Here is a 26,309-nt window from a genome sequence, read left to right as displayed (position 1 = left end):
TCTATTCCTCCTTTAAAAATTCTTTTAGCTGATCCCTTCCGCGGGATATCCGCATGGAGACTGCTGAGACTGACAAATGAAGCATCTTAGCGATCTCCTTGAATGAATACCCCTCGTAGTAGTGCAGATACAGGGCCGTGCTGTATGTATCGGGCAGCCTGTTTATGGCTGCAAACATTGACTGTTCCTCCATATTGAAGCCACTTGTGAGATCATCGTTTGCCAGCTCTTCATAGCTGCTGTTCAGTCTGTTTGCCGCTGATTTCAAATGGTTTCTGCACATATTTGCGGTCATGGTGAGAATATAGGACTTCTCACATCCCTTTGATATGTGAGGACTTTTTTCTATAAGCTTGGTATATACATTCTGGACAATGTCTTCGGAATCCACTATATTGCCAAGAAAACTCATGGCCAGACGGAATGCATTGTCCGAGTAATTGTCATATAGTTCAAGCAGTTGCTGCTGCTTCAAGTGTCATCACCTCCGTGGTTTGTATGTATGAGAGAATCAGGAATCTTGTTCCTTCTCAATTGAGTTCTCATATATAAAACAAATCAAAGTATCAAAATAGCACATGGATACGAAAATTTCTATCCAAAAATCAATATTGAAAATTGCTTCGTAATTTGTACGGGACAAAAATGTATCAGATGTACAATAAGACCTGACATGAGATATTGATTTTACAAAAAAGGAGGACTGCGTATGAGCATGGCGAAAAGGAAAGATCCGTATCTGAGCGGTCTATTGCAGAAGCTTGCTGAGACCGATAAGAAGATTTCTTTTACACGGCTGAGGTCAGAAGATCTGGATGGCGAGAGTAGGGAAGCAATATACGAATTCATAGAAAAGTATAGTGGCAGGTTTGGCGTGCGCTGGCTTTTGAACGAGTTTGGGCTGTCGCCAAGTGTGTACTATAATTACCTGCACAGTAAAAGAGATGGGTGCAAGGCACAGAAAGATCAGATCTTAGATGAGATCCGTTCTATATATGAAGAGCATAATGGCACCGACGGATACAGAAAAATGCATTACTATCTGCTTCAGAGGGGTTATAATATCAGCCTTGAGACAACGAGAAAGTATATGAACCAGGAACTTGGATTGTGTTCGGTGGTTGGTGCCAGACATCCTCCGTATGAAAAGCGCATGCCTTTTCACATTTGCCCGGATATTTTAAAGGGTAATTTCAAGGCGGGCCGGGTAAATGAGAAGTGGAGCATAGATTTTACATTCATCGCACTTGAAAATGGAAGTATACGGTTCAACTGTGCCATTATGGATCTGTATGACAGGAGTATTGTAGCGTCTCTGTGTGGCACTGAAATGACCTCGAAACTTGCTATAAAGACTTTGAAAAAGGCTCTGTCCACAGATAAAGAAATAGATCCACGGAGGCTGATCCTTCACTCTGATCAGGGAAATGAATTTACATCGGAGGAATTCACGACATATTGTCTAGAGAGAGGTATCCGTCAGAGTATGAGCCCTCCGGGGCATCCCTACAGCAATGCACCCATGGAAAGGTATTTCAGCACGTTAAAGAGCGAGCTGATCAACCGAAAAAGCTATGGTAATGAGAGCGAGCTGTACGATGCAGTAGATGATTTTGTGGAGAATTACTACAATACGACGCGGCCACATACTTACAACAATAACAAGCCTCCTTATGAGGTGAGATATAAGCAGGATAGACCTCTCACCTGAGGTGGTTGACTGCATTGTGTTCTGGACAAAGAATCCCATACCGATGCTTCCAAGGCTTTCGGAACTGGATGCTTACAAATACTATTTCCAGTGTTACGGCAAGGATATGGAGACGAATCTGCCTGATAAAAAGGGACAGCTCATTCCTGCATTTCACTCGGTTATGAAGAAAAAACATAGGAGTCTGTAAGTTAGGACGGGTGATAAGGAGGAATGATCGTGGATTGGTTTGAGAGACAAAGACTCAATGAGGTCAGCGAAAATAAGAAAAAATACCATGATCTCATGGACGAATTTGAAAAGATCATAAGCGGGAGGTCTCACTCGATCGTCCCATATGTAACAGATGAGAACGGAAAGTTCAGTGAGTCTAAAACGCAGGCCTTCATAGGTGAGTTTTTAGATCTGATGGATATATATGCTGGCAAAAACATGCTCTGGTTTGGCAGGATAGTTGATGAGAAAGCTCTGCCCGGGCAGAAGAGCTTTTGCAGATATATGAGACTGTATTTGTACCTGGCTGTCCGCATGTCTCTGCTCAAGCTTGATTGGCTGGAGAATAAGATTGAGACGCTTCCCGATGAGTCATTTAACACAATACTTGCAGGATGCAGGAATTTCAATTCTGGGCAGGACAAGGATAATCTGCTCATGGAATATGAGTGTGATGGTTTTCTGTCGGATTCAGGAGTCATCTCGTGGGGCATTGAGGTGTATTACTGGCTAAGTGACAGCACAGAGGACACATGGATGACACCGGACATGAAAAGAAGGATGGAAGTCGCATTTGAGCAGCTTGAGGCTGAGAGCGGGGATGTTCGGAGTTCAAATGAATCTCCTGCTGATATTATGGACTGTGATTATGGTATAGGTGGAGATGAAGAAGAATATGAATTCTTTATGGAAGGATGCGGTATCCCATTGAAGGAGAAGCCATTTTTCCATGATCTTGAGCCGTGGAAATATCTTCACGAACATGTGGCGGATGCGGAGACATTCTGCGCACGGTTCAGGGAGTTTATGGCGCTTCTCTATTCAGACGAGGTGCCGTATAGCTATCTGTACATCATGACAAAGGGGGTCGAAGGGGCTCTTGATATGTATCTATGTAAGCACAACATATCAATATATGGCAATGCATATGACATGGCAGATGCGGTTATCTACATCAGGAAGGCGATGGAGAAGACGGATATGTTGTACAGAATGGAGAGAACATACGGTCCCGATTCTCTGTATTAGACAGAGACAGAATTTTATTATCAGTACAGTAATGGAAGCAGCAGTAGAAAGAACATAAGATAATCATGGCAAATGTAGTTAATTTGAAGGAATACCTACGAAGAGTGTTTGTATATAGCGGTTACATATAGTAGAAAGCCACAGAGACTTGAGCATTATCATGCATATGATACGAGATATGCGACATATCTTGTTGACTGCCTGGCCCGCAGGGGACTCAAGGTGAGTCAGTTAAAACCTAGGCATATTACAAGACCCGGATATCAGGATATGGAAATCATAAATGACACTGAGGAGAATAAAAAATATTACTTCAGATACGAACAGAATCATTTCTATACAGGAAAAAGTGTGCCGACGGAGAGAAGCTTGAGCTGTGGCAGATGAGAAACGATCGTAGAATTTACGAGACATAAAAATATCGTGTGTATACTCTAATCATGAAAACAAAACATTTGCATACACTTCGGAGAAAGAAAGGAGTTTACACATGGATATAACAAATATGAAAGGACTTTATGCAGAACTTATCAAGGCGGCAGGAAGAGGATTCAGAAACAGGAGCATAACCAATCCTGCGGTCGACTTCACCAAAAGGGCAAAGGCTGGGGTCTATGACTCTATGACGGATGAAGAGTATTATGAGGAGCTTGATAAGGTTGAAGAATTGAACAGGGTTTGGCAGCACAAAACCAGCAAAACGGTCGGAGAATTGCTGCTCACAGCTCTGGAAAACCTGAACATCCGGGACGAGGATGTGGAGGACATTTCAGCTACGCTTATGTGTGCATACAGCAGGACTGACCAGGAGAGCATTCCGTGTGACTCAGATGTGAGTGAGCGGGTAAGTGATATAATATTCGGAAATCATCACGACAGGAGGACTGATGGTGAGACTGAGGAAATAGAGGAGGATATCCTTTATGAAGATGAGATTCCGTCAGAAGCATCCGGACAGGTGAGTCATATATTGAGTTCACCTGCCAGGATATACAAGTACCTTGATCGGAATGTGTACGGCCAGAAGGAGGCAAAGCGCGCCGCTGCCATGCTCCTCTGGAACCATGTGAATGGCAGGAGGCAGAATGTACTCTTTGCAGGCCCTACCGGCTGTGGCAAGACAGAGATATTCAGGCAGCTCGCAAAGCTATATCCGAACATAGTGATCCACAATGCCACCTCTCTGACGGGCACGGGCTGGAAGGGCAATACAAAAGTCAGAAATCTGTTCGATGTGGTGCCTCAGGATAAAATGGGCCACCTTATCATTGTCCTTGATGAGGCTGACAAGATGTTCGAGGATGCGGACGACAGGCATTACAGTTACATAGTCCAGAATGAACTGCTGAAGGTCCTGGAGGGGGACATGGTTCATTTTGATGGCAATCCGTCGAACAGTGAACCAGCTCTTGATATAGATACATCAAATGTAAGTTTTGTGTTCCTGGGTTCCTTCGATTCCATGGTCAGAGCGAAGGATGTGGCTGTGAATAAGAGCAGGGCTATAGGTTTTGGTGCAGTATCGTCTGACGAGTCATTTGACGGATACAGGAGTACATTCACTCAGGAAGATCTGGTGCAGTACGCAAATGTCAGAAGCGAGGTCGCCGGTCGTATAGGCACTATAGTGCAGCTAAATGAGATGACAGAGGATGATTTCTACGCCATCTTAAATGCCAAAGGGATCAGTCCGGTCGATAAGATTGCGGACTATTACGGGGTGCGGCTGAAGATGTCAGCTAATGCAAAGCACAAGCTGGCAAAGCAGGCGGCCGAAAACAGAATGGGAGTGCGATTTATCCGCTCACAGCTACAGAGAAAGCTTGATGATGAGCTTTTTGAGGACTGTAACAGGACGGAGTACACTATTGCTTAGATAAATATAATCAGATATCAGCGGGAGAACTGCAATGCAAATTATGCATTGTGGTTCTTTTTTGTCTGGTCGTTTGCCTGCCGTTGAAAAAACGGAAGAAATATAACTGGTGATATGATTTGTTTACAGGTTAGGTATTTGATTGCAGGAGGTAAAAATATATGCTGTATTGTTTAGAAGCGTTTCTTTTTTGTTTTATTGTCATGTATGCATTTGGCCGCGAGAAGCTGGTAATGCTGTGGAAGATTATGAAGATCACAGCATTGGTAATTGTAGTAATATTTTTTGTGAGAATGTATATTCAGAACCGGCGTATCCACTCTGAAGCTGTCGCAACCGTGACAGAGGTGACAAATGACGATATGATGGGTGGATACAGCCAGAAACTCACATTGGAATATACCTATGATGGCAAAAAGTATGTCGTTGAAGATCTGCAGACAATAAATCTGCAGGCAGAAAAGGGAGATATGTACACGGTACATTTCAGCTACCGCACCCCTGATAAGCTAAAATTCATACAGCCGGATGATAAAGTGAAAAATAAAAGAAAATAGCATTGCCTGGCAAAAATCTCCGTTTTTTATACGGAATATCTATGTTGGAAGATTATACTTCGTATATGAGCTTGAGAGTTAGAGGAATATTGCGGAGGTGTAAAAGAGTATGGATGATACAGAGATTAAAATGTACGAAAAAAACTGGGTGAAAATTGCAATATGTCTTGCCAGGATGTACGGAGTAGGTGAATGTCTCAGGCCATTGCCAAATATTCCGTTGGACGAGATGGCAGATATAGTAATTGAGTGGACGGATGAGTATATAAAGTCCGGATGGAATCTGAGTAATGGGGGTGATATAGTAGACTTCTTTGAAATGAAAATAAAAATCTGGACTATGGATATTTAAAATAGTTCCAATATTAGTTATGAAAATGTATGCAATGTAAATACTCAACATATTGACTATGATGTAGCTTGTACTGTATAATAAGAAAATAAGTGTGTGTATTGCATATCCATATAGCACATCAATTATTTTAGTGTGAGGGATACCGTAAATACGGTGCATTATACGAAGGAGGGAATGTAATATGAAAAAGAGTGAGACAGGTTTTATAACCAGAATTGTAACTTTGATTATGGTATGTGTGATGGCATTATCACTGATACCTAATGTTTCGGCAAATGCTGCAACAACCAGTAAGAGCACAGCGTATAAGTCGACCAAGACTATGACGTGCTATCTGGCAGGAAGAGAGAGAAAGACTATCACCATGCCGGCTGATATTGCAAAGATAAGCTTTGGAAGCCAGAGTGCAGTGAAGATGAGAAAAGCATCATCACGCAAGGTGGTTGTGTCAGGAATCCGTAACGGAAAAACAAAGTTTACGGTGATCACAAAGGACAAGAGACGTATAGTATGTAACGTAGTCAGAACTACGAAATTTACAATGAGTCCGTCTAAAAAGCGTGTAATAAACACCAACATAAAGCTCAAGTATGTGAAGAGCTCTAATACAAAGCTTGCGACAGTAAAGCTTGCAAAGAACAAGAAATCCTTTACTGTTACCACTAAGAAGAAGGGTACAGTAAAGATCACAGTCAGATATTCAAACAATAAAGTAGAGACACTTCGTTTAGTAGTGGCTCACCAGCATACATGGAAGACAGTTGTAGATAAGGATGAGTGGGATGAGCCTATCTATGAAGAGCAGGATGTATATGAGAATCACAGCTACTGGCCTGATGGAACTCTTGCCGATGACCTTGAACAGCCTAGTGCAAAACAAAGATGGTGTGCAGACCATTGTGTGAGCTGTTTTCCTAACTGCCCAGACCCAGACCCAGCTGGTAGATGTGCACTTAGCATCGGTTGGGGTTCAGTGTGGGTTGGTACTGAAAAGGTACAGACTGGCACAAGACACCATGATGCCATCACACATAAAGAATGCAGTGTCTGTGGTGCCAGAAAGTAACACATGAAATAAAGGCTCTGATAGCGATATCAGGGCTTTTTTCATGTTATGCTTTAGCATCAGTAACAAGAAACCCAGCTTATAATTCAGATTATGGACTGGGTTTTATTTTGATAACACACAGATACCAAAATTAAAGAGCAAACCAACTATAGAAAGTGTACCGTCTGATATAAGCAGCCCATACTTCCGACAAACTCCTAATGTCGTGCCATAGAACATAGTAACACCAATAACACCTAAAAACGCTATCATAAATATTGAGATATTTACCCTCTTTACCGGTCAACCGATAAAGAGGGTATTTTTATGTAAAAAAAACGGAAGAAAAATAAACGGCTGATATTATGATATAGAAGCTTGAGACATACCAGTATAAGAAAAGGAGGCAATGTTTATGAAGAAATTCAAGTTAATAAGAAGCAATTTATATGCGGAGAAACAGAATTATATCTCAACTCTCAAGATAGAGAATGATGACTATTATGTTGCATTTAATTATTTTTGCGACTATATGGGAGACCTGAAAAATAATGAGCTGGACATGCAGAATCTGGCAGTTGTTGTGAAAATGAAGGTGAATGGCGATGGGATGCCGATGATATATTCATCAACCGAGGATGATATTTTTATCAATCTGTGTCGATATCCAAACAATCTTCTTGATGACGAGGAAATCAAAAAGCTGATCTGCAGGCTGCAGAAAGCCAGGGAGACAAAGAAAGAATTGCTTAGATATGTACAAATGATTGCCAGAGGCGAGTACATAGATGTGGAAAAGGAATTTATCTAGCTGTCAGATTTGACAAATTCAATTATATCGGATACCGGACAGTCGAGAATGTTACAGAGAACATCGAGAGTCTTTGTAGTTATGGCTTCACCATGTTTCATTCTGTGAATGGTATTGGCCGGTATGCCGTGCTTAAATATGAGAGCATATTCAGTGATGTTCTTTTTGTATAGTGTTTCGTAAAAGGGTCTATAAGAAATCATATGAAAAACCTCCATTACTGTTAAAACTATCACATTTCATACAATTAATATGCTCAATAAGTTGACTATAAAACGCAAGCAGTGATATAGGAGGGAAGAAATAATAAAGAAATATAATTGATCTGCAGACATTTGTGACATAGAGGAGGAATATGATGGGTAAAAATACAGACCAGCCTGGGCTGGAACAGTTGGAAAAGGAACGTTTCCGTATAATTACGGACATAATTTATTACGCTGCCGGGCATGTTGACAGGATGGATTTTAAGTATGGGTGCACTCTCAACAGACTTGTATTCAAGGTAAGAGAGTGTATTGATATATATGACCTGGCAGAGGTGATACAGGAGGATATGTTAAATACATATTCCATTGTGATGGGGCTTGTGTCAGACAAATATCTGATGAGTAAGGAAGGTTCAAGAGGAAAGTATGACTGCGTCGTAACGAAAAAAGGTAAAAAGATAGGCATGGGAAGATATACCACGTCGGAAGGTGTTACTAAGATAACACTCAGCAGCGTTGCTGCGGACATGGTGATCAGGAACATCCGGAATGGAAGGTATTTAAATCGACATACTGAAATGGAGAATGACGATAAGGTATGTAAGTAATTAACCGGAAAAAACAGAGAATATGTTTGACATGGACAGATGTAAGTATGAAAATGAATATAAATAATATACAAGGAGCAATATTTATGGGGTATATGGTAGATAAAATGAGAAATATGAGCTTCCGTCAGTACAGCTTTGAGAAAAAGCTGCGCGACATTGAAGCTGAGATGAGCGGCAGGAACAGATCGTTTTTGCCGGAGATTACGGATGTTAATGGTGTAGTCAGCGAGGAACGTATAGATAGCTTCATAGCGGCGAATGTAGATCGTATAGAAGAGTATGGAACAGCCAACAACATGTGGAGAGAAAACGGTTTCAGGTCGGTCACTTCTGAGCACATGCCGGATGTGCTCCGGGAATATCTGAGCGATTTTATGTATCTTGCAATAAAGGTAATATTGACGGAGGATTATCTGGGTGATGAAGAGCTGGTTGAACTGCCGGTGCCGACATTTGAACAGATATACATGATGGCAGAGGAGCTTGGATCAGGTGAGATGAGATATGACGATGTGTTTACCGAGTTCTACTGCGGTGGTGTACAGCGTGCCAATCTTCTGGCATATTGTGATTCTTTATACGAGCTGCTTTCAGGTGAGAAGATAAAAAGCCTGATAACAGATGAGATGCTTGACAGGGCAAATAAGCTCTATGAGAAAGATGTGGAGCGTATCAACGGTTCATATCAGGAAATAGAAGATCTTCCTGAGGAGATAAGAGAGGAAATGGAAGATTGGAGCGAATCGGTAACTGGGGAAGAGATGCCAGAGCTCATTGGGATTTGTGATGTCCAGAATCCTGACGTGTTCTGCACGAAATACAGACGCTTCAGGGAAATATATTTTTCCGATGAACTTCCGCAGGATATCGATCTTGCAAATGTAGTAAAGAGGATGCTCAATATCTATCTGTGCAGCATAAATGCATCGTCATATGGATTTGAGGATGCATTTTCTGACTCATACATTTACATGAAAAGGGCACAGCGCATGGTGAGCTACGCGGCAAAGAAGCACGCAGAAGGCGGGGCGGATGACTGATGAAGGATTTTAAGAGGGAATACTACAAAAATCTCAAAAAAGACTTTGATGAGAAAATAGAGAAGTCTGCAATATTCACATATATAAGGGATGAATACGAGAAAGACATCGATACCCGGGAAGCTGGGGATGATAAAAGAAATTACATAAAACTCCGGAGACTCCAGTTGAGATACGACCGCGGAGAGATCGATATTCCTGGGTTCATGGAGGGATATATCAGAATAAAGCTCAATATGCCGAAGATCAACATGGAAAAAGACAAAGCCGGTGTAGTGTATGGCAACAGGAAGACCATGGCCAGAGTGAAAAACAGACAGCTCATCAGAAGGGGTTTTGACAGGCTGGAAGATGAGCTTGCGGCTGGAAAACGTAAGACAAAAGACAAACTCAAAGCTTTGCTCAAGACTGCCGGTGAAGACAAGGAGTTATTTGACAGAACAGTAAGAGAGTGTTTTCGAGATGACGATGTGGTTCCTGTTTCTCTGGATGAGTCCGATATAGACCTTCCGTGCGAAGATTGCCAGAGCCCCGGCATTGTACAGATGATAACATACGAGATGCTGTATTCCATAATAATGTATGATATAGCCGCCAAATTCTACGACATGGGATTCAGACAGATCAGAAGCGGTGAGGATACAGGCCGTATGGATAACGTCTCAGAGATGGAGAACCTTATTCCAAGAAAGAAGGATAAAAGTCTTGATCTTGTTGAACAGTTATTTCAGACTAAGAGGCTGAATAATCCTTTTTTAGGCAGTTCAGTTGTTGAGCCACAGAGAGATGAGAACAGGCTAGAGGAGGAGAGCACAAAGCTTCTGGACATCCTGAACACAGAGCAGAGAACAGATATATGTATTCCGCTCAAGGTAGATCCCGCCACCGGATGTGGTGTGTATATACTGGGAAGGGATTATTATACGGACAGAAGCCTCAAGGTCATGGAGAACAGAGCCCAGTATTGTAGATTTGGAATTATAGAGATGGATCCCGGTCTGGCGCCGGACACGATATTTGATATAAGGACCATCGATGATACCGATCCGGATGAATATCAGTCAGTTGTGGACATCTGGAAGACACAGGTGGTAAGCGACGCACATGAGGAACTCAGGGAGCGGAATGGCGTTATACCTGAGGGTTGCTCGGATTACTTTGCGGGATGGTTTTCTGATGACAACGACAACTGGTTTGACAGCCGGATAACCGGTGATGAGAGGATCGCATGTGCAGAACAGTTAAGCAAAGATAAGCAGCGGTTCATGAAAAGATATAATTAAACCTAGGTAATTCATAACGTGAAAAAGGCACATCACATGCAGAAATATTCTGTATGTGATGTGCCTTTAGCGTTATATAACTATCTTTTATTTATTCATATTCTTGTTCGCAGCGGCAAGCATGAGCTTGATTCTGTTGACCTGGTTGACCTCGGATGCACCAGGATCATAGTCGACTGCCACAATGTTGGCGTCAGGGTAGGCCTCACGCAGATGCTTGATAACACCCTTGCCCACGATGTGGTTTGGAAGGCATGCAAACGGCTGAGCACACACAATATTAGGTGCACCGCTCTTTATGAGCTCTATCATCTCACCTGTAAGGAACCATCCCTCACCGTTCTGGTTTCCTATGGATACGATTGGTCTTGCATAGGCAGCAAGCTTTTCGATATGGGCAGGAGCCTCGAATCGCTTACTCTTTTCAAGAGCATCCCTTGCAGGTTTTCTGAAGGATTCCAGAACCTTTATAACAGTGTTGCTGACTATGGCTCCCTTCTTGGTCTTGCCAAGGAACTCATAGTTGTAATTGTTGTTGTAGAAGCAGTACATGAAGAAGTCCAGGAGATCTGGCATAACAGCCTCTGCTCCCTCTGCTTCCAGCAGGTCAACTAAGTGGTTGTTGGCTGATGGCAGGAACTTTACAAGTATCTCTCCAACAATTCCGACTCTAGGCTTCTTGATATCAAGGAGTGGAAGAGTATCGAAGTCGTGGACGATTCCCTGTATATTCTTCTTGAATACTGCGTTGCTTCCGGTCTTTGTAAGGCTCTCCAGACAAACCTTCTTCCATTTCTCATGGAGTGCATTTGCCGAACCCTTTTCCTTCTCGTAAGGTCTTGTCCTGTACAGACATCTCATGAATACATCACCGTATATCAGAGCCTGCATTGCACGCTTTACGACCTTGTAGCTTATCTTGAAACCTGAGTTCTTCTCAAAGCCCTGGGCTGACAGTGCTATTACAGGTATCTGACCGTAGCCTGCCTTGGAGAGGGCACGTCTGATAAATCCTACATAGTTTGTTGCACGGCATCCGCCTCCTGTCTGGCTCATGATGACAGCCAGCTTGTTCACATCGTACTTTCCTGAAGTGATGGCGCTCATCATCTGTCCGACAACGATCAGAGATGGATAACATGCGTCGTTGTTTACATATTTCAGACCAACATCTATCGTCTCCTTGGTTGCATCCGGCAGGATCTCAATGTTGATTCCCATGCACTTGAATGCAGGTGCAAGAAGATCGAAATGGATAGGAGACATCTGAGGTGCAAGAACTGTATAGTCCTTCTTCATCTCCTTGGTAAATTCTATTCTGTTGATGGCACTGCTTGACGGACATGTCTTGTAGTGCTGTTCATGTCTTGAGTTGACCGCGCTTATGAGGGATCTGATTCTGATCCTTGCTGCACCTAAGTTGCTGACCTCATCGATCTTGAGGACAGTGTATATCTTGCCTGACTTGGTAAGTATATCGTTGACACAGTCAGTTGTTACAGCGTCCAGACCACAGCCGAATGAGTTGAGCTGTATGAGCTCTAAGTTGTCACAGGTCTTGACGTAGTTGGCTGCCTTGTACAGTCTTGAGTGGTACATCCACTGGTCGGAGACAATAAGAGGTCTCTCGACCTTGCCAAGGTGTGCGACTGAATCCTCGGTAAATACAGCAATCTTGTATGAGTTGATGAGCTCTGGGAGACCATGGTTGATCTCAGGGTCCAGATGATATGGACGACCAGCCAGAACTATGCCGAGCATATCGTGTTCATCAATGTATCTGAGAGTTTCTTCGCCCTTAGCACGCACATCCTCCTTGACCTTCTCTGCCTCTGCGTACGCCGCATGTATGGCGCTTCCAATCTCGTCCATTGTCACATCATAGTACTTGGACATCTCACGGTACATACGTTTTACGAGAGCTTCCTCGTTGTCCAGGGCCACAAATGGTCTGATGAATGTTATGTCGTCAGCCTTGAGTTCCTCCATGTTGTTCTTGATGTTCTCTGCATAAGAAGCAACGATAGGACAGTTGTAGTGATTGTTTGCCTCAGGAGTCTCGTTCATTTCATATGGTACACATGGGTAGAAGATGGACTTGATTCCATTTTTCAGCAGCCACATAACGTGTCCGTGTGAGATCTTGGCAGGGTAACACTCTGACTCACTAGGTATTGATTCGATACCCAGGCTGTATATGTTTCTCGATGACTTTGGAGACAGTACAACTGAGAATCCAAGCTTTGTGAGGAATGTGTGCCAGAAAGGATAGTTCTCGTACATGTTGAGTACACGAGGAACACCTATCACGCCACGCTTTGCCTCCTCAGGTTTAAGTGACTCATAGCCAAATATTCTTCCAAGCTTATATTCAAAGAGGTTAGGAATGTTGTCTGCGTTCTTCTTCAGACCGACACCCTTCTCACATCTGTTTCCGGTGATGAACCTCTTGCCGTTTGAGAATTTGTTTATTGTAAGGAGACAGTTGTTTGTACATCCTTTACATCTTGTCATGGAGCTCTCATATGTGAGCTTTCTTATCTCCTCGATAGGGAGCATAGTCGTGACAAATCCCTCTTTGTACTTGTTCCTAGCGATGAGGGCAGCACCAAAAGCACCCATGATACCTGAGATGTCAGGTCTTATGGCTGTTCTTCCTGATATGACTTCAAAACTCTTTAAAACTGCATCGTTGTAGAAGGTACCACCCTGTACCACGATGTTCTTGCCGAGATCCTTTGGATCCGTGAGCTTTATAACCTTGAGCAGGGCATTTTTGATGACGGAGTAGGCAAGTCCGGCGGATATATCAGCCACGGATGCGCCCTCCTTCTGCGCCTGCTTAACCTTTGAATTCATGAAAACGGTACATCTTGAACCGAGGTCTATAGGTGTTCTCGCTGTGATGGCGATGTGCGCAAAATCTGCTATGTCATAGTTCAGTGACTTCGCAAATGTCTCTATGAATGATCCACATCCTGATGAACAGGCCTCGTTCAGCATAACGTTATCTACAACGCCGTTCTTGATCTTGATACACTTCATATCCTGACCGCCGATATCAAGAATGCAGTCGACCTCAGGGTCGAAGAATGCTGCGGCTGTGTAGTGGGCTATTGTCTCAACCTCACCGAAATCCAGAGAGAGAGCCTGCTTGATAAGAGCCTCACCGTAACCAGTAGAACATGAGCCTGCGATCACTGCGCCCTCAGGAAGCTTGCTGTATATATCCTTTATAGCTCTGATGGTGGTGTTAAGTGGACTTCCGTTGTTGCTGCTGTAGAAGTCGTAGAGCAGTTCACCGTCAGAACCGACAAGTGCAACCTTTGTGGTGGTTGAACCGGCATCGACACCGATGAAACAGTTTCCTTTATATGTTGCGAGATCACCGCGCTTTACGGCGTACTTGTTGTGATCTGCCTTGAATTTCTCGTAATCCTCATCACTTTCAAAAAGAGGTGCAAGTCTCTCCACACCAGAGGAGAGATTGAGCTCCTGGGAGAGAGCGTGGATGAGCTCTGAAAGCGTCATGGACACCTCAGGTTTGGAGTTCATGGCAGCACCTACTGCGGCGAACAGATGTGAGTGTCCTGGATCTATGATGGCGTCGCCTGTAAGATTGAGTGTTCGGATAAATGCATTCTTCAGTTCCGGAAGGAAGTGAAGAGGACCGCCCAGGAATGCAACATTGCCCTTGATAGGTTTACCACATGCAAGACCGGATATAGTCTGGTTGACAACGGCCTGGAATATGGAAGCGGCCAGGTTTGGCTTTGTAGCTCCCTCGTTGATGAGTGGCTGTATATCTGTCTTGGCAAATACACCACATCTTGCAGCGATAGGGTAGATGGTATCGTAATCCTTTGCATAGTCGTTAAGACCTGATGCATCGGTCTGTAGAAGTGTAGCCATCTGGTCGATGAAAGAACCGGTACCTCCGGCACATACGCCGTTCATACGCTGTTCGATTCCGTTTGTAAAATATATGATCTTGGCATCCTCACCGCCGAGCTCTATTGCCACGTCGGTCTGTGGTGCATAGTCCTGCAGTGCCTCTGATACACAGACTACCTCCTGGGTAAATGGCACACCGATGAGCTGGGCGAGTGCCAGTCCACCAGAACCGGTGATACATGGATTGACCTCGTTCTCGCCGAGGGCATCCTTTGCTTCCTGTACAAGATCTTTAAGTGTTTCTTTGATATTTGCAAAATGTCTTTTGTAATCGGAGAAAAGTATCTTGTTGTCCTTGTCAAGGACAGCAACCTTAACTGTTGTTGATCCAATATCAATTCCTAATGTGTACATAAAACAACCCTTCCAATTTCTTTTGTGTGTTGAATGTGTTTGATTTCGACATTTCTGCCGATAAAGCTACTTTATTATAGTGTAGGGTTTAAAAAAATACAATGACTTTATAAAAACTTAACCATTACCAGAAAATGTAAAAATAAAAGTTTTTTGCAGGTAACTATATCATCGGAGGTGAATATATTATAAAAAAGCCTTTCAGGGGTAAGCTATGAATTTTGATACCTGTAACGGAGTTATCCATGTAGTGAAGAGAGGGGACACACTGTATAAGCTGTCCAGGATATACAAGGTAAAGCTCAGCGACATCATATCAGCAAACCCGTACATCAACGTATACAATATGCAGCCGGGGGATGAAGTGTGTATTCCCGTGATCATGGAGGAAGATTTTCTTATATATACAGTGCAGGATGGAGATACATTTGAGGATGTCCTTAAGAATACCGGAGTATCTCCGGATGATCTGTTCAAATTCAATCCGGATCTCTACAAGATGGCCCTTGCCGCGGACATGGAGATAAAGTATGTGGACTTTCAGAAGTAGATGGATGCACATGGCTGTATGATATCTGTCCTGGCTGCCGGTTTATAGCTGGCAGCTATTTTGCTGTTATCCGCCAGGTTAGAAAAACTTAATTATTCTACTGTTGTAAACTCATTTTTTATATTATATAATTCAAAAGGTGTAGTTTAAAAAAGTATGACAGGAGTTTTTCTATGAATATAATAAGTAAGATCGAGAAGAAGTTTGGCAGATACTCCATTCGAAACCTCACATTATACCTCATCATAGGCTACGGTATAGGATATCTGTTGTTCATGTTCCAGCCAAAGATACTGTTCATGTTGACACTTGATCCGGCGGCGGTAATGCATGGACAGGTGTGGAGACTTTTCACATGGATAATCACACCACCGGTATTCGGTGTCGATATATTCACGATAATCATGCTGATATTTTACTACAGTCTGGGATCTCTGCTGGAACGTACTATCGGAACATTCCTTTATAATCTGTACATGTTCAGCTCCATGCTGTTTACCATGATCGGTATAATGCTTGCACACATATTCTGTACCTATATCATAAGGTATGATTACGCGAGCTCGACTGGTTATTTCGCATATGCATCGACATATTATATATTGATGTCCATATTCCTTGCCATAGCGGTATGCTATCCTGACATGAGCGTGTTATACGCCATGATCATACCGATCAAGATGAAGTATCTCTCGATACTGTATATCGTCATTATAGCGTATTACTTCATCAATGAGACATTTATGGGAAGAGTGAACATAGCCATGTCACTTGTGAGCTTTGTGATATTCTATCTGAGCACGAAGAACTTCAGAAAGTTTTCGCCAAAGCAGATGAAGAGGCGGAGAAATTATAACAGGCAGGTGCGGACAGCAAAACAGGAGAATATCGGACACAGATGCGTTGTGTGTGGAAGAACGGACAAAGATTATCCTGATCTGCAGTTCAGGTACTGCTCAAAGTGTACAGGTAACAAGGAGTATTGTCAGGATCATCTGTTTACCCATACACACAACTAGGATATACGATCAAAGATTTATAAAGAAGATAAAAGAGGAAGTTTATTATGTATAATGAAGAGAAGAAGCTTATAACCGATATACAGAGAAAGAAGGATCTGGACAGGAATCTTGCACTGTTTGCAGGGGTGGCATCGAAAGCAAATTATGAATATGCATGCCACAAATTCACCTTGAATTACCTGACACTCAAGGACATGCATATGGATGGGGATGTCCCTGATGATCCATATATCGCTCAGTGCCAGGCTGTGATCGACAAGCTGATAGGCGACTTTGTTGTGGGAGATAAGACGGTGTGCGAGGATGCTGACATGAAGCTTATCTCGGATGTCAGGAACACCATAACAGCCAAGATGAAGGTGCTCACATCATACACGGATGCATTTGAGATGTATGAGTATATTTTAAACAGGAAAGAATACAGTTATCCGGAGAATGTTGACGAGGAGATACAGAAGGAGCTTAAGGAGCTCGATGAGGCGGGCGTCAGTGACTTTGCAGAAGAGATATACAGATTTGTGTTCGCAGATCAGGACAAGGTTGCCATTAACTCCAAACTGCAGTCCATCATAGGACAGCTCCCGATACGTATGACAAAGAACAGATTCTATGACATTCTGGGAGAAACGCTTGATATATATAATGGAGTGGAGAAGGAGTCTCTTGACCAGTTTATTGAGATGATCGAGAATACTGCTCTCATAAGACTTCCAGAGGGATTTGAGACAGAGTACCCTGAACTACATGAGGCGCTTGAGGTCTTAAAGGCCGGTGATTACACTGCTCTTGATTACGATGGTTACAGAAAGCTCACTGATGTGCTGGACAGAAGTGCAGCATTCCTGAATTCGGTTGTGACTGAATATATGCTCATCATAGAGCTTGTAAACGATCTCTATGTTATGATGCTTGCGCTGGATTCAAAGAAAGGCGTATCTGAGAGCTGTAAGAAAGCGATGACTGTCATAGAGAAGGCTGTCGCTGACGACGGAGAGCATCTTGAGGATGTATATGCACTCCTTGACGATATCGTCGGAGAACAGGAGCTGGCAGGAGAGCATAAGGTAATGCTTGAGTCTGCTGTGTACGACATCTCAACCGGTTACACCGATGATATTGCCGCAAATGAGCTTCAGGATACATACAGAGATCTGGAGATCATGGATAAGCTTCTCTCGGGAAGTATGTTTGTGGATATAGACAATATAGCTGTGATGGGCGTACTCAATGTGGATACTGATTATATAGCTGCATGTAAGGAGAAGCTGACAAATGAGTTTGCAGATCTGTTTGCAGCCAACTCAATGACAGTCAACAGAGCCATCATGGCAAAGATACTCTCCAACATACCTGTTTTCTTCAACACCACTGATGAGATCAGGGAATATGTAAACGGATCTCTTTCGAGATGCAGGGAAAAGAGTGAACTTCTTGCGGACTATATTGTTATAAAGCAGATGATGGAAGAATAAACTGTTTATTACAGGTGATTGAATATGGTCATTGATGATAAGTTTTATGTTGGTGGAGCCCGGGACCGGCAGATCATAAGGATGGTCAGAGGAATAAGGCGCTTCCACAGAGTAAAATATGTGCCTGGAGTGTTCGTTATCACACTTCCGTTGTTTGGAGATGGGATTCTGGAGATATATGAGTTGAATGAACTCAGGCAGAAGATCTACACTGACATGGGCGATGCTATACATATTGTCGGTGCAGCTCCAAGCAGATTCCAGGCTGTACTGCTTGTCAGGGATATAATAGATGATATATATAAGAAGACCGGGGATGTTGATGTGGAGAGATTTTTTGCATCGTGACCAGATAGTCTCTGGGTCTAAGGGGATGGAGCATGCATATTGTTTGGTTGATATTGAAGATACTGCTCATAGTTATCCTGTCGCTGGTGGGACTGGTAGTGCTTCTAGCACTTCTCGTATTGTTTGCGCCGGTGAGATACAGGGCGTATGTGAAGAAGGATGATGACATATTTGCGAAGTTCTCTGCCAGATGGCTTGGTTTTGTCCTGTGTTTTAAGGTTTTGTATGATTCGGACGGCCTTCGGTACAGGCTGAGGCTGTTTGGCGGAACCATCATGGGCAGCGAAAAAAGTGCCATACCGGAGCCGGAAGAAGAGGTATATTCTGAACCCGGGGAATACAGTCGGGCTGGGACAGAGGAAGAAGCTTCTGACAGTCCGGGATATGAAGACTATCCATCGGTGGAGCCGGAGGACAGGCGGTTTCTTCTTGAGGACAGCGAATTTGAGGAGCCCGTACCGGGGCCGCTCATCAGGCTGGGCAGAAGGATAGACAGTATGGCAAAGACGGTTGTATCGAAGTTCAAAGATCTGTCAGAGAAGTTTGCCAGTCTGAAAAAGAAAAAAGATGGCTATACTAAGCTTGTACACAATGTCAGAACAAAGGAAGCCATGAGAGTTTTCAAGGTTGAACTGATAAAGGTGTTAAAGCATCTTAAGCCCACAAAGCTTAAGGGGCAGATCATATATGGTGCGGATGACCCGGCAACAACAGGTGAGCGCCTGGGGTATATGAGCCTGCTTTTCCCGCTATACTATGATAATATAGATATAACACCGGATTTCTCTGAAGCCCGGCTGGAAGGAGACCTGTTCATGAAGGGCAGGATAAGACTTGGAACAATCGGCTGGAGCGTGCTGAAGGTGATCTGGAACAAGAATGTCAAGATAACTATTGCTCGATTAAAAAAGATATCAGGAGGAAATTGATATGGCAAATATGAATATTGAGGGAACACTTGGTTCTATGTTTAAGGGAATGGATGGCTTTATATCATCGAAATCGGTGGTTGGAGAGCCTGTGTATGTCGGTGACACGATCATTATTCCTCTTGTAGATGTCAATTTTGGTATGGCTGCCGGAGCGTTCAATAAGCAGGACGGCAACAAAGCTGCCGGAGGAATCGGAGCAAAGATGAGCCCGTCTGCTGTTCTTGTCGTCTCAGGAGGAAATACGAGACTTGTAAATCTCAAGAACCAGGATGCCGTAACAAAGATCATAGACATGGCCCCAGAGGTCGTAGATAAGGTCGTGGGTCTGTTCAAGAAGGACAAGACAGAGGAAGAGAAGAATGTTGACAAGGCGATAAATGATGTCGCACAGTCAGAGGAATCTGTCACAGAATAATAAATATCAGAATATATAATATAAGTAAGATTCAGTGCGTTGGGAAATGCATTATTAAAAAGTCACCACATATAATGATAATAAATCATTATGGTGGTGATTTTTTATCTGGAAAAAATTCACAGGATTTGCGTTTTTCTTCACAGCGGTGGGAGTGGTTATAGGATATTTCATAAGTGGATTTGTGGAATTTCTCATAATCGTTATATTATTGCTGTTATCTTATATATTCTCCTGCAGATAAAAAAATAAGAGTGATGATCCTTGAGGATCATCACTCTTATTTATACCAGAACTGAATCGGTGATATTATGCAAATATTATGCACGCTCGACCTTACCAGATCTTAAGCAAGATGTACAAACATAGATCTTCTTTGGTGTACCATCAACTACAGCCTTAACAGACTTAACATTTGACTTCCACATCTTGTTTGCTCTTCTATGAGAGTGGCTCACTTTGATACCGAAATGAGCACCTTTATCACAAATTGAACATTTTGCCATAATAGCACCTCCTTCAATGAATAAACTAACTTTCTTCCTAAGTTCACAACAAGACATATAATAGCAGATTATTTTTCCATATGCAAGCAAAATATTTATTTTTTATTGGAAATGAAGAAATACTATAGAATAAAATTAGATTTATGCTATAATTGATGAGTAATTGTGTTTATAAGTCGGTAGATATGATGAACACTGGTGACTTTGTTAGAAAGGAGTCGTGTATGAAGGAATATATTAATAGCGATAACGGTAAAGTAAGTATAGATGAGAGTGTTGTTGCACAGGTTGCAGGACTTACAGCCCTTGACTGTTTTGGAATAGTAGGAATGGGAATAGTCAGTGTCAAGGACGGAATTGTAAAGCAGCTCCGCAGAGACAATGTTTCTAAGGGCGTAAATGTACGTTTTGATGAGAATGGTGATATAGTCATTGAGCTGCACATAGTTGTTGCTTATGGCGTTAGTATAAAGGCTGTCACAGACAATCTTATGCAGTCGGTAAAGTACAAGGTAGAGGATTTTACGTCGTTTAAGGTCAGCCATATCAATGTCTATGTTGAAGATGTTAAAGTACTTGATTAGTTTGGAGGATAGAGTAAAGTGAGTAATACGATTGATGCGCTTGCACTGAAGAAAGCATTTATTGCCGGTGCCAATAATCTTGATAAGAACAAGGAATATATCAATGAACTTAATGTGTTCCCTGTGCCTGACGGAGATACAGGAACCAATATGACGCTGACAATCCTGTCTGCAGTGAAGGAGGTTGAGGCGGCACCTGATGATATGAAGTCCATAGCAAAGGCCATGTCCACAGGTTCGCTCAGAGGCGCCAGAGGTAACTCAGGTGTAATTTTGTCACAGCTTTTGAGAGGCTTCAGCAAGAAAGTGCAGGACGCAAGGACCATAGATGTTCACGTTATAGCAGACGCTTTTCAGAAGGCTGTGGAGACTGCATATAAGGCTGTCATGAAGCCTAAGGAGGGAACGATTCTCACAGTTGCCAAGGGCGTGGCGTCCAAGGCAAGGGAGTGTGCTGATGCAGATATGTCCCTTGCACAGTTCTGTGACGAGGTTATTGAATATGGAGATGCCGTTCTTGATTCCACTCCTGAGATGCTTCCGGTTCTGAAGGAAGCCGGCGTGGTCGATTCAGGTGGACAGGGACTCATGGTGGTGCTCAAGGGTGCTGTCGACTGTCTCATGGGCAGAGTTACAGTTGAACTCAGCAAGAACACAGGAACAGTGAATGTGGCAAGAACATCCACAGGCGCAGGCAACGATTCCATATCCACAGCGGATATAAAGTTTGGATATTGTACAGAGTTTATTATCAATCTTGAGAAGCCATATGGCGAGGCTGAGGAGGATGATCTGAAGAGCTTCCTCGAGTCTATAGGTGACTCGATAGTATGTGTATCTCTTGATGATATAGTTAAGATACATGTGCATACCAACCATCCTGGTCAGGCATTTGAAAAGGGTCTTACACTTGGATACCTTACTAATATGAAGATAGACAACATGAGGATAGAGCATCATGAGCGTGTTATCGGTCAGGCAGAGCGCGATGAGGCCGAGAAGCAGGAGGAAGAGAGACAGCACAGAAAGCAGGAGCATAAGGAGCCTCGTAAGAAGTATGGATTTATTACGGTATCCATGGGTGATGGTCTCAAGACTCTTTTTGAAGAGCTTGGAGCAGACCGTGTTATAGAAGGCGGACAGACCATGAATCCAAGCACTGAGGATATGCTCAATGCGATCGATGATGTGAATGCCGAGAATATATTTATACTTCCGAACAATAAGAATGTTGTTCTTGCGGCTAATCAGGCTGCAACTCTGTGTGAAGATAAGAATATAATTGTGATTCCAACCGCGAATGCTCCTCAGGGCATAAGCGCCATGATCGCATTCGACAGTACAGTCGATGTGGACGAGAACAGATCTGCCATGAAGTCGGCTGTCAAGAATGTCAAAAGCGGACAGGTAACTTATTCCGTAAGAGATACCTCGATCGATGGAAAGGCCATCAAGGAGGGCGATATCATGGGTATCGGCGATAAGGGGCTTGTCAGTGTTGGAAATGATATAGAGAATGTAACATTTGAACTGATCGCAGATGCGGTCGATGAGGATTCAGAGGTTATAAGCATATATAATGGTGCTGATGTGTCTGAGGAGGATGCGCAGAAGCTTGCTGGCAGAGTGGAGGAGGCATATCCGGACGTTGATGTGCAGTGCTACTATGGCGGACAGCCGATATACTATTATATAGTATCTGTGGAATAACTTTCTGTGTATCTGTGAGATCCGTTGTGAAGAGGTGTATGTATGGAATTGAATGACTCCATAAAGACAATAAAAGGCATAGGTGACAAGACTGCGTCGGCATTTGCCCGGCTTGGGATAGAGACGGTGAACGATCTGCTTCTCAATTACCCCAGGACATATGTCACCTATGAGGATCCGGTGGATATATCAGATCTGCAGGCGGGAAGCAGGCAGTCCGTGAGGGCTGTTGTGAACAGCCGTGCGGAGGTCAGAAAAGTACATGGACTGACCATAGTAATATTGTACGCAAAGGATTTCTCTGGGACAATTAAACTTACCTGGTTTAATTGTCCTTTTTTGCGTAATTTCTTTCATATAGGTCAGGAGTTTGTGTTTGTAGGAAATGTGGCTTATAAGGGCAGTATGATGACCATGACGCAGCCGGAATACTACACTGATGATAAATACGGCGAACTTACGCATGTTTGGCAGCCGGTGTACACGGTAACGCCCGGTATAACCTCAAAGACCATACAGAAGGCTGTGAGAGGCGCAGAGGAAGCCATAGACAGGCTTGAGGATTACCTGCATGACAATGTGCTTGATGAGTACCATATTATGGGTATACAAAAGGCTATCCACTCGATTCATTTTCCTCAGGATGAGCAGAAGCTCAAGGGGGCTGTGAAGAGGATGGCATTTGATGAATTTTACAGCTTTATATCAAACCTTCACAGGATAAAAGACGACAATGTGTATGCAGAAAATACATGTATAATAAACTGTGATGAGGAGGTCAGGACGTTTATTGAGAACTTGAGGTTCAAGCTTACCGGGGCGCAGATGAATGCGGTGCGTGATATGCTTGGCGATATGCGCTCTGAACATGTCATGAACAGGCTGGTTCAGGGGGATGTCGGATCAGGAAAAACCATAGTTGCAGCAGCCGGATTATACGCAGTGGCTGCAAGTGGCTATCAGGGAGTGATCATGGCACCGACTGAGGTTCTGGCGGTTCAGCATTACAAGGAGCTCAGTTCACTGTTTGAGCCATACGGAATATCTGTGGGACTTCTGACTGGTTCCATGACAGCGAAAGAGAAAAGAGAGATGTACAGCCGTATCAAGAATATGGATGTGCAGGTTGTGGTCGGAACACATGCCCTCATACAGGACAAGGTGGAGTATGGAAGACTGGCGCTTGTTGTAACTGATGAGCAGCACAGATTCGGTGTAAAGCAGCGCGAGAGACTTGCGTCAAAGGGAGAAGCTCCGCACACGCTTGTTATGAGTGCCACACCTATTCCGAGAACCCTTGCGATCATCATGTATGGCGATCTTGACATTTCAGTTATAGATGAGCTCCCGGCGGGAAGAATCCCGATCAAGAACTGCGTTGTGGATGAGAGCTACAGGAAGACGGCTCTCGGCTTTATCATGAAGGAGGTCTCACAGGGGCATCAGATATATATAGTCTGCCCGATGGTGGAGGCCAGCGAAGTTCTGGACGATGTTGCAAATGTGACTGAGTATACGGAGGAGCTGAAGAAGTCCATCAGGGATGGATATGGCGCTGACACTTCGGTGGTATGTTTGCACGGTAAGATGAAGGCGGAGGAAAAGAACAGGATACTCCAGGACTTTGCGGATGGTAAGATAAGCATTCTTGTCTCAACTACGGTCATAGAGGTTGGAATAAACAATCCAAATGCCACAGTTATGATGGTGGAGAATGCAGAGCGTTTTGGCCTTGCGCAGCTCCATCAGCTCAGGGGACGTGTAGGAAGAGGAAATCTCCAGTCGTACTGTATTTTCATGAGCGGAAAAAAGGATAAGGATACTATGGAGAGACTGAATGTTCTGGAGAAGTCAAATGACGGCTTCTATATAGCCGGTGAGGATCTCAAGATGAGGGGCCCGGGCGATTTCTTTGGAATAAGACAGAGCGGGGAGCTGATGTTCAAGGTTGGGGATATATACAATCATGCTGACATGCTTAGGGCGGCGCAGGACGTATACGACCGCTATGGACAGGAGATAGATGCGAAACTGATAAACAAAGGGGATGACAGGCTGTACACTATGCCTGTATTATAAATAAAAAAAGGGGGTATACCATGAAAAATAAGAAAACGATAGTTATGGGAATAATTATTGGCATTTTGCTGATAATTATAGCGGTTATGGGATATGTGATCGCTTCGGGAAAGAAAGGTGATTCCGTTAAGAAAGAAACGCTGCAGGAGACTTCTGCAGGCACAGAAGAAGTGAAAAGTGATGACAATATGGGCGATACAACTGAGTCGTCAGAAAAACAGGATGACCAATCCTTGGATATTGCAGGCGATTTCTATGCTGAGATAGGACATGATACCACGTGGGAGGCAGATGGCAAAAAGTGTGCTACAGAGAGCATCAACATATATAACAACACATCTGCGTCTGCAAAGGACTGGAAGCTTGAGATTACATATAAGGGAACTCCGGCTGTAGATCAGATATGGGGCGGAGAGTACAAGATATCAGGCAAAACAGTGTCAATAAAGGCCGTGGATTACACCCAGGAGATACCTGCTAAGGGCAGTATCAACCTCGGATATAATTTCTCTTCAGATGACCTCGCCGTTGAGAAATACGTGCTGTATGTAAATGACACACAGTACAGCGGAGATGGTCTTAAGATGGTAGCTTCAGCGCCTGAGAAGACCGACAGCAATGAAACAAGCGGAGGCAGGAAAAATACAGAATCCGCTGCCACTGAGAAGAAAAACAATACAAATGTTCCGGGAGAGATCCCATTTGAAACACATGGAAAACTTTCGGTAAAAGGAACGGATATAGTGGACATGAATGGAGACAAATATCAGCTTAAGGGTGTCAGCACCCATGGAATCACATGGTTCCCTGATTATGTGAATAAGGAAGCCTTTGAGACTCTGCGGGATGACTGGGGTGCAAATCTTATAAGACTTGCGATGTATACGGATACAGGAGACAGCTACGGATACTGCAGTGGCGGAGATAAGGACGAGATACTTGCTCTTGTCGACAAAGGAGTTAGTGCAGCGACTGAGCTTGGCATGTATGTCATAGTTGACTGGCACATACTAAGCGACAGTGATCCGAATAATCATATAGATGATGCAAAAGAATTCTTTGACAAGGTATCTAAGAAATATGCGGCACAGGAGAATGTCATATATGAGATCTGCAACGAGCCGAATGGTGGAACCCAGTGGAGCAGTGTCAAGTCGTATGCCGAGACTATAATACCGGTCATCAGGGCAAACGACAAAGATGCTCTGATAATCGTGGGAACTCCAAACTGGAGCCAGGATGTCGATATTGCGTCACAGGATCCGATAACCGGTTATGACAACATCATGTACGCAGTGCATTTTTATGCGGCTACCCACAAGGATGACCTGAGAAATAAGGTTAAGACGGCTCTGGACAACGGACTTCCTGTATTTGTGAGTGAGTTCAGCCTGTGCGATGCATCGGGCAATGGAGGTATTGATTACGATTCATCTGACGAGTGGTTCGAGCTTATAAACGAGAATAATCTCAGCTATTCATCATGGAGTCTGTGTAACAAGAATGAGACATCGGCACTTATAAAGTCTGATTCAACAGCCACGGGCAGCTTTTCCGATGGAGATCTGTCGGATACCGGAAAATACGTGAGAGACAGAATAATGGGAAAATAGAGTGAAGATTGGAAGCTCTTCTTGTAA

General features: G+C 43.5%; 26 protein-coding genes. 22 read left to right on the top strand and 4 right to left on the bottom strand.

The window, feature by feature from the left end; translation table 11 throughout:
* Position 1 precedes the first annotated feature (1 nt).
* Complete coding sequence (locus tag DWX57_RS04030; RefSeq protein WP_117874252.1) at positions 2 to 475, bottom strand: RNA polymerase sigma factor; 474 nt, start codon at positions 473 to 475, stop codon at positions 2 to 4.
* A gap of 234 nt (positions 476 to 709) precedes the next feature.
* Here DWX57_RS04030 and DWX57_RS04025 point away from each other — a divergent pair, with 234 nt between their 5' ends.
* The 9 genes from DWX57_RS04025 to DWX57_RS03985 all read left to right on the top strand — a co-directional run bounded on the left by DWX57_RS04025 (position 710) and on the right by DWX57_RS03985 (position 7,600).
* On the top strand, positions 710 to 1,711 hold the full coding sequence (locus DWX57_RS04025) for an IS3 family transposase (RefSeq protein WP_117549032.1): 1,002 nt from the start codon (positions 710 to 712) through the stop codon (positions 1,709 to 1,711).
* 16 nt (positions 1,712 to 1,727) lie between these two features.
* Positions 1,728 to 1,901, top strand: a complete 174-nt coding sequence (locus tag DWX57_RS04020) for a DUF1848 family protein (RefSeq protein ID WP_330514390.1) — start codon at positions 1,728 to 1,730, stop codon at positions 1,899 to 1,901.
* A 29-nt stretch (positions 1,902 to 1,930) separates the two neighbouring features.
* A complete protein-coding gene (locus tag DWX57_RS04015) occupies positions 1,931 to 2,953 on the top strand; it encodes a hypothetical protein (protein WP_120123073.1) in 1,023 nt (340 codons plus the stop codon).
* 108 nt (positions 2,954 to 3,061) lie between these two features.
* Entirely contained in the window at positions 3,062 to 3,340 is a 279-nt protein-coding gene (locus DWX57_RS04010) for a hypothetical protein (protein ID WP_117549029.1), read from the top strand.
* A 103-nt stretch (positions 3,341 to 3,443) separates the two neighbouring features.
* Positions 3,444 to 4,829: an AAA family ATPase gene (locus DWX57_RS04005; protein ID WP_117549028.1), complete on the top strand. Its 1,386-nt coding sequence runs from the start codon at positions 3,444 to 3,446 to the stop codon at positions 4,827 to 4,829.
* 161 nt (positions 4,830 to 4,990) lie between these two features.
* On the top strand, positions 4,991 to 5,386 hold the full coding sequence (locus DWX57_RS04000) for a hypothetical protein (RefSeq protein WP_055144596.1): 396 nt from the start codon (positions 4,991 to 4,993) through the stop codon (positions 5,384 to 5,386).
* 109 nt (positions 5,387 to 5,495) lie between these two features.
* Entirely contained in the window at positions 5,496 to 5,738 is a 243-nt protein-coding gene (locus tag DWX57_RS03995) for a hypothetical protein (protein ID WP_055222544.1), read from the top strand.
* A 184-nt stretch (positions 5,739 to 5,922) separates the two neighbouring features.
* The gene (locus DWX57_RS03990) at positions 5,923 to 6,807 is read left to right on the top strand and encodes a hypothetical protein (protein ID WP_120123072.1); all 885 of its coding nucleotides are present in this window, start codon (positions 5,923 to 5,925) and stop codon (positions 6,805 to 6,807) included.
* Positions 6,808 to 7,204: 397 nt separating this feature from the next.
* Positions 7,205 to 7,600 (top strand): hypothetical protein, encoded by a 396-nt coding sequence (locus DWX57_RS03985; protein ID WP_055222548.1) that lies wholly within the window; start codon positions 7,205 to 7,207, stop codon positions 7,598 to 7,600.
* Here the strand turns inward: DWX57_RS03985 and DWX57_RS14680 are convergent.
* Positions 7,597 to 7,803 carry a helix-turn-helix domain-containing protein gene (locus DWX57_RS14680; protein ID WP_055144587.1) on the bottom strand — a complete coding sequence of 69 codons (207 nt, stop codon included), beginning with the start codon at positions 7,801 to 7,803 and terminating at the stop codon, positions 7,597 to 7,599. The two genes, DWX57_RS03985 and DWX57_RS14680, sit on opposite strands and share 4 nt — an antisense overlap.
* A gap of 155 nt (positions 7,804 to 7,958) precedes the next feature.
* Between DWX57_RS14680 and DWX57_RS03975 the strand changes: the two genes are divergently transcribed.
* The 3 genes from DWX57_RS03975 (at position 7,959) to DWX57_RS03965 (ending at position 10,743) form a co-directional block, all read left to right on the top strand.
* Positions 7,959 to 8,417, top strand: coding sequence for a hypothetical protein (locus tag DWX57_RS03975; RefSeq protein ID WP_117549026.1), 459 nt, complete (start codon positions 7,959 to 7,961; stop codon positions 8,415 to 8,417).
* A gap of 86 nt (positions 8,418 to 8,503) precedes the next feature.
* Positions 8,504 to 9,460: a hypothetical protein gene (locus DWX57_RS03970; RefSeq protein WP_117549025.1), complete on the top strand. Its 957-nt coding sequence runs from the start codon at positions 8,504 to 8,506 to the stop codon at positions 9,458 to 9,460.
* The gene (locus DWX57_RS03965) at positions 9,460 to 10,743 is read left to right on the top strand and encodes a hypothetical protein (RefSeq protein WP_117549024.1); all 1,284 of its coding nucleotides are present in this window, start codon (positions 9,460 to 9,462) and stop codon (positions 10,741 to 10,743) included. The genes DWX57_RS03970 and DWX57_RS03965 overlap by 1 nt, the downstream gene beginning before the upstream one ends.
* Before the next feature lie 87 nt (positions 10,744 to 10,830).
* Here the strand turns inward: DWX57_RS03965 and DWX57_RS03960 are convergent, their stop codons facing one another.
* Entirely contained in the window at positions 10,831 to 15,051 is a 4,221-nt protein-coding gene (locus DWX57_RS03960; protein WP_120123071.1) for a 2-hydroxyacyl-CoA dehydratase, read from the bottom strand.
* A gap of 214 nt (positions 15,052 to 15,265) precedes the next feature.
* Here DWX57_RS03960 and DWX57_RS03955 point away from each other — a divergent pair, with 214 nt between their 5' ends.
* The 6 genes from DWX57_RS03955 (at position 15,266) to DWX57_RS03930 (ending at position 19,790) form a co-directional block, all read left to right on the top strand.
* Positions 15,266 to 15,601, top strand: coding sequence for a LysM peptidoglycan-binding domain-containing protein (locus tag DWX57_RS03955; RefSeq protein ID WP_022216550.1), 336 nt, complete (start codon positions 15,266 to 15,268; stop codon positions 15,599 to 15,601).
* A gap of 173 nt (positions 15,602 to 15,774) precedes the next feature.
* Positions 15,775 to 16,620 carry a hypothetical protein gene (locus tag DWX57_RS03950; protein ID WP_022216549.1) on the top strand — a complete coding sequence of 282 codons (846 nt, stop codon included), beginning with the start codon at positions 15,775 to 15,777 and terminating at the stop codon, positions 16,618 to 16,620.
* Between the two features lie 47 nt (positions 16,621 to 16,667).
* Positions 16,668 to 18,095 carry a hypothetical protein gene (locus DWX57_RS03945; protein WP_117549021.1) on the top strand — a complete coding sequence of 476 codons (1,428 nt, stop codon included), beginning with the start codon at positions 16,668 to 16,670 and terminating at the stop codon, positions 18,093 to 18,095.
* 24 nt (positions 18,096 to 18,119) lie between these two features.
* A complete protein-coding gene (locus DWX57_RS03940) occupies positions 18,120 to 18,443 on the top strand; it encodes a hypothetical protein (protein WP_015534869.1) in 324 nt (107 codons plus the stop codon).
* A 32-nt stretch (positions 18,444 to 18,475) separates the two neighbouring features.
* Positions 18,476 to 19,372, top strand: a complete 897-nt coding sequence (locus DWX57_RS03935) for a DUF2953 domain-containing protein (RefSeq protein WP_120123070.1) — start codon at positions 18,476 to 18,478, stop codon at positions 19,370 to 19,372.
* Between the two features lies 1 nt (position 19,373).
* Positions 19,374 to 19,790: a GerW family sporulation protein gene (locus DWX57_RS03930; RefSeq protein WP_117549019.1), complete on the top strand. Its 417-nt coding sequence runs from the start codon at positions 19,374 to 19,376 to the stop codon at positions 19,788 to 19,790.
* Between the two features lie 320 nt (positions 19,791 to 20,110).
* On the opposite strand, the gene rpmB is transcribed toward DWX57_RS03930, so the two are convergent.
* On the bottom strand, positions 20,111 to 20,296 hold the full coding sequence (gene rpmB / locus DWX57_RS03925) for a 50S ribosomal protein L28 (RefSeq protein ID WP_015534872.1): 186 nt from the start codon (positions 20,294 to 20,296) through the stop codon (positions 20,111 to 20,113).
* 224 nt (positions 20,297 to 20,520) lie between these two features.
* Between rpmB and DWX57_RS03920 the strand changes: the two genes are divergently transcribed.
* Genes DWX57_RS03920 through DWX57_RS03905 form a run of 4 tightly spaced genes read left to right on the top strand, consistent with a single transcriptional unit; the run spans position 20,521 to position 26,282 of the window.
* Positions 20,521 to 20,880, top strand: coding sequence for an Asp23/Gls24 family envelope stress response protein (locus tag DWX57_RS03920; protein WP_015534873.1), 360 nt, complete (start codon positions 20,521 to 20,523; stop codon positions 20,878 to 20,880).
* Positions 20,881 to 20,898: 18 nt separating this feature from the next.
* Positions 20,899 to 22,590: a DAK2 domain-containing protein gene (locus tag DWX57_RS03915; RefSeq protein WP_055144575.1), complete on the top strand. Its 1,692-nt coding sequence runs from the start codon at positions 20,899 to 20,901 to the stop codon at positions 22,588 to 22,590.
* Positions 22,591 to 22,632: 42 nt separating this feature from the next.
* Positions 22,633 to 24,669 (top strand): ATP-dependent DNA helicase RecG, encoded by a 2,037-nt coding sequence (gene recG / locus DWX57_RS03910; RefSeq protein ID WP_120123069.1) that lies wholly within the window; start codon positions 22,633 to 22,635, stop codon positions 24,667 to 24,669.
* Between the two features lie 20 nt (positions 24,670 to 24,689).
* Complete coding sequence (locus tag DWX57_RS03905) at positions 24,690 to 26,282, top strand: cellulase family glycosylhydrolase (RefSeq protein ID WP_120123068.1); 1,593 nt, start codon at positions 24,690 to 24,692, stop codon at positions 26,280 to 26,282.
* Positions 26,283 to 26,309: the final 27 nt, after the last annotated feature.

Source organism: Coprococcus sp. AF19-8AC (genome assembly GCF_003603115.1).
GTDB lineage: Bacteria > Bacillota > Clostridia > Lachnospirales > Lachnospiraceae > Coprococcus > Coprococcus aceti.
The sequence above is the reverse complement of the archived record's forward strand: the minus strand, read 5'-3'. Positions and strand labels throughout refer to the sequence as shown.

Coding starts and splice junctions, on each gene's coding strand:
- DWX57_RS04025 (WP_117549032.1), top strand. CDS start 710: ATGAGCATGGCGAAAAGGAAAGATCCGTATCTGAGCGGTCTATTGCAG.
- DWX57_RS04005 (WP_117549028.1), top strand. CDS start 3,444: ATGGATATAACAAATATGAAAGGACTTTATGCAGAACTTATCAAGGCG.
- DWX57_RS04000 (WP_055144596.1), top strand. CDS start 4,991: ATGCTGTATTGTTTAGAAGCGTTTCTTTTTTGTTTTATTGTCATGTAT.
- DWX57_RS03995 (WP_055222544.1), top strand. CDS start 5,496: ATGGATGATACAGAGATTAAAATGTACGAAAAAAACTGGGTGAAAATT.
- DWX57_RS03990 (WP_120123072.1), top strand. CDS start 5,923: ATGAAAAAGAGTGAGACAGGTTTTATAACCAGAATTGTAACTTTGATT.
- DWX57_RS03985 (WP_055222548.1), top strand. CDS start 7,205: ATGAAGAAATTCAAGTTAATAAGAAGCAATTTATATGCGGAGAAACAG.
- DWX57_RS14680 (WP_055144587.1), bottom strand. CDS start 7,803: ATGATTTCTTATAGACCCTTTTACGAAACACTATACAAAAAGAACATC.
- DWX57_RS03975 (WP_117549026.1), top strand. CDS start 7,959: ATGGGTAAAAATACAGACCAGCCTGGGCTGGAACAGTTGGAAAAGGAA.
- DWX57_RS03970 (WP_117549025.1), top strand. CDS start 8,504: ATGGGGTATATGGTAGATAAAATGAGAAATATGAGCTTCCGTCAGTAC.
- DWX57_RS03965 (WP_117549024.1), top strand. CDS start 9,460: ATGAAGGATTTTAAGAGGGAATACTACAAAAATCTCAAAAAAGACTTT.
- DWX57_RS03960 (WP_120123071.1), bottom strand. CDS start 15,051: ATGTACACATTAGGAATTGATATTGGATCAACAACAGTTAAGGTTGCT.
- DWX57_RS03955 (WP_022216550.1), top strand. CDS start 15,266: ATGAATTTTGATACCTGTAACGGAGTTATCCATGTAGTGAAGAGAGGG.
- DWX57_RS03950 (WP_022216549.1), top strand. CDS start 15,775: ATGAATATAATAAGTAAGATCGAGAAGAAGTTTGGCAGATACTCCATT.
- DWX57_RS03945 (WP_117549021.1), top strand. CDS start 16,668: ATGTATAATGAAGAGAAGAAGCTTATAACCGATATACAGAGAAAGAAG.
- DWX57_RS03940 (WP_015534869.1), top strand. CDS start 18,120: ATGGTCATTGATGATAAGTTTTATGTTGGTGGAGCCCGGGACCGGCAG.
- DWX57_RS03935 (WP_120123070.1), top strand. CDS start 18,476: ATGCATATTGTTTGGTTGATATTGAAGATACTGCTCATAGTTATCCTG.
- DWX57_RS03930 (WP_117549019.1), top strand. CDS start 19,374: ATGGCAAATATGAATATTGAGGGAACACTTGGTTCTATGTTTAAGGGA.
- rpmB (WP_015534872.1), bottom strand. CDS start 20,296: ATGGCAAAATGTTCAATTTGTGATAAAGGTGCTCATTTCGGTATCAAA.
- DWX57_RS03920 (WP_015534873.1), top strand. CDS start 20,521: ATGAAGGAATATATTAATAGCGATAACGGTAAAGTAAGTATAGATGAG.
- recG (WP_120123069.1), top strand. CDS start 22,633: ATGGAATTGAATGACTCCATAAAGACAATAAAAGGCATAGGTGACAAG.
- DWX57_RS03905 (WP_120123068.1), top strand. CDS start 24,690: ATGAAAAATAAGAAAACGATAGTTATGGGAATAATTATTGGCATTTTG.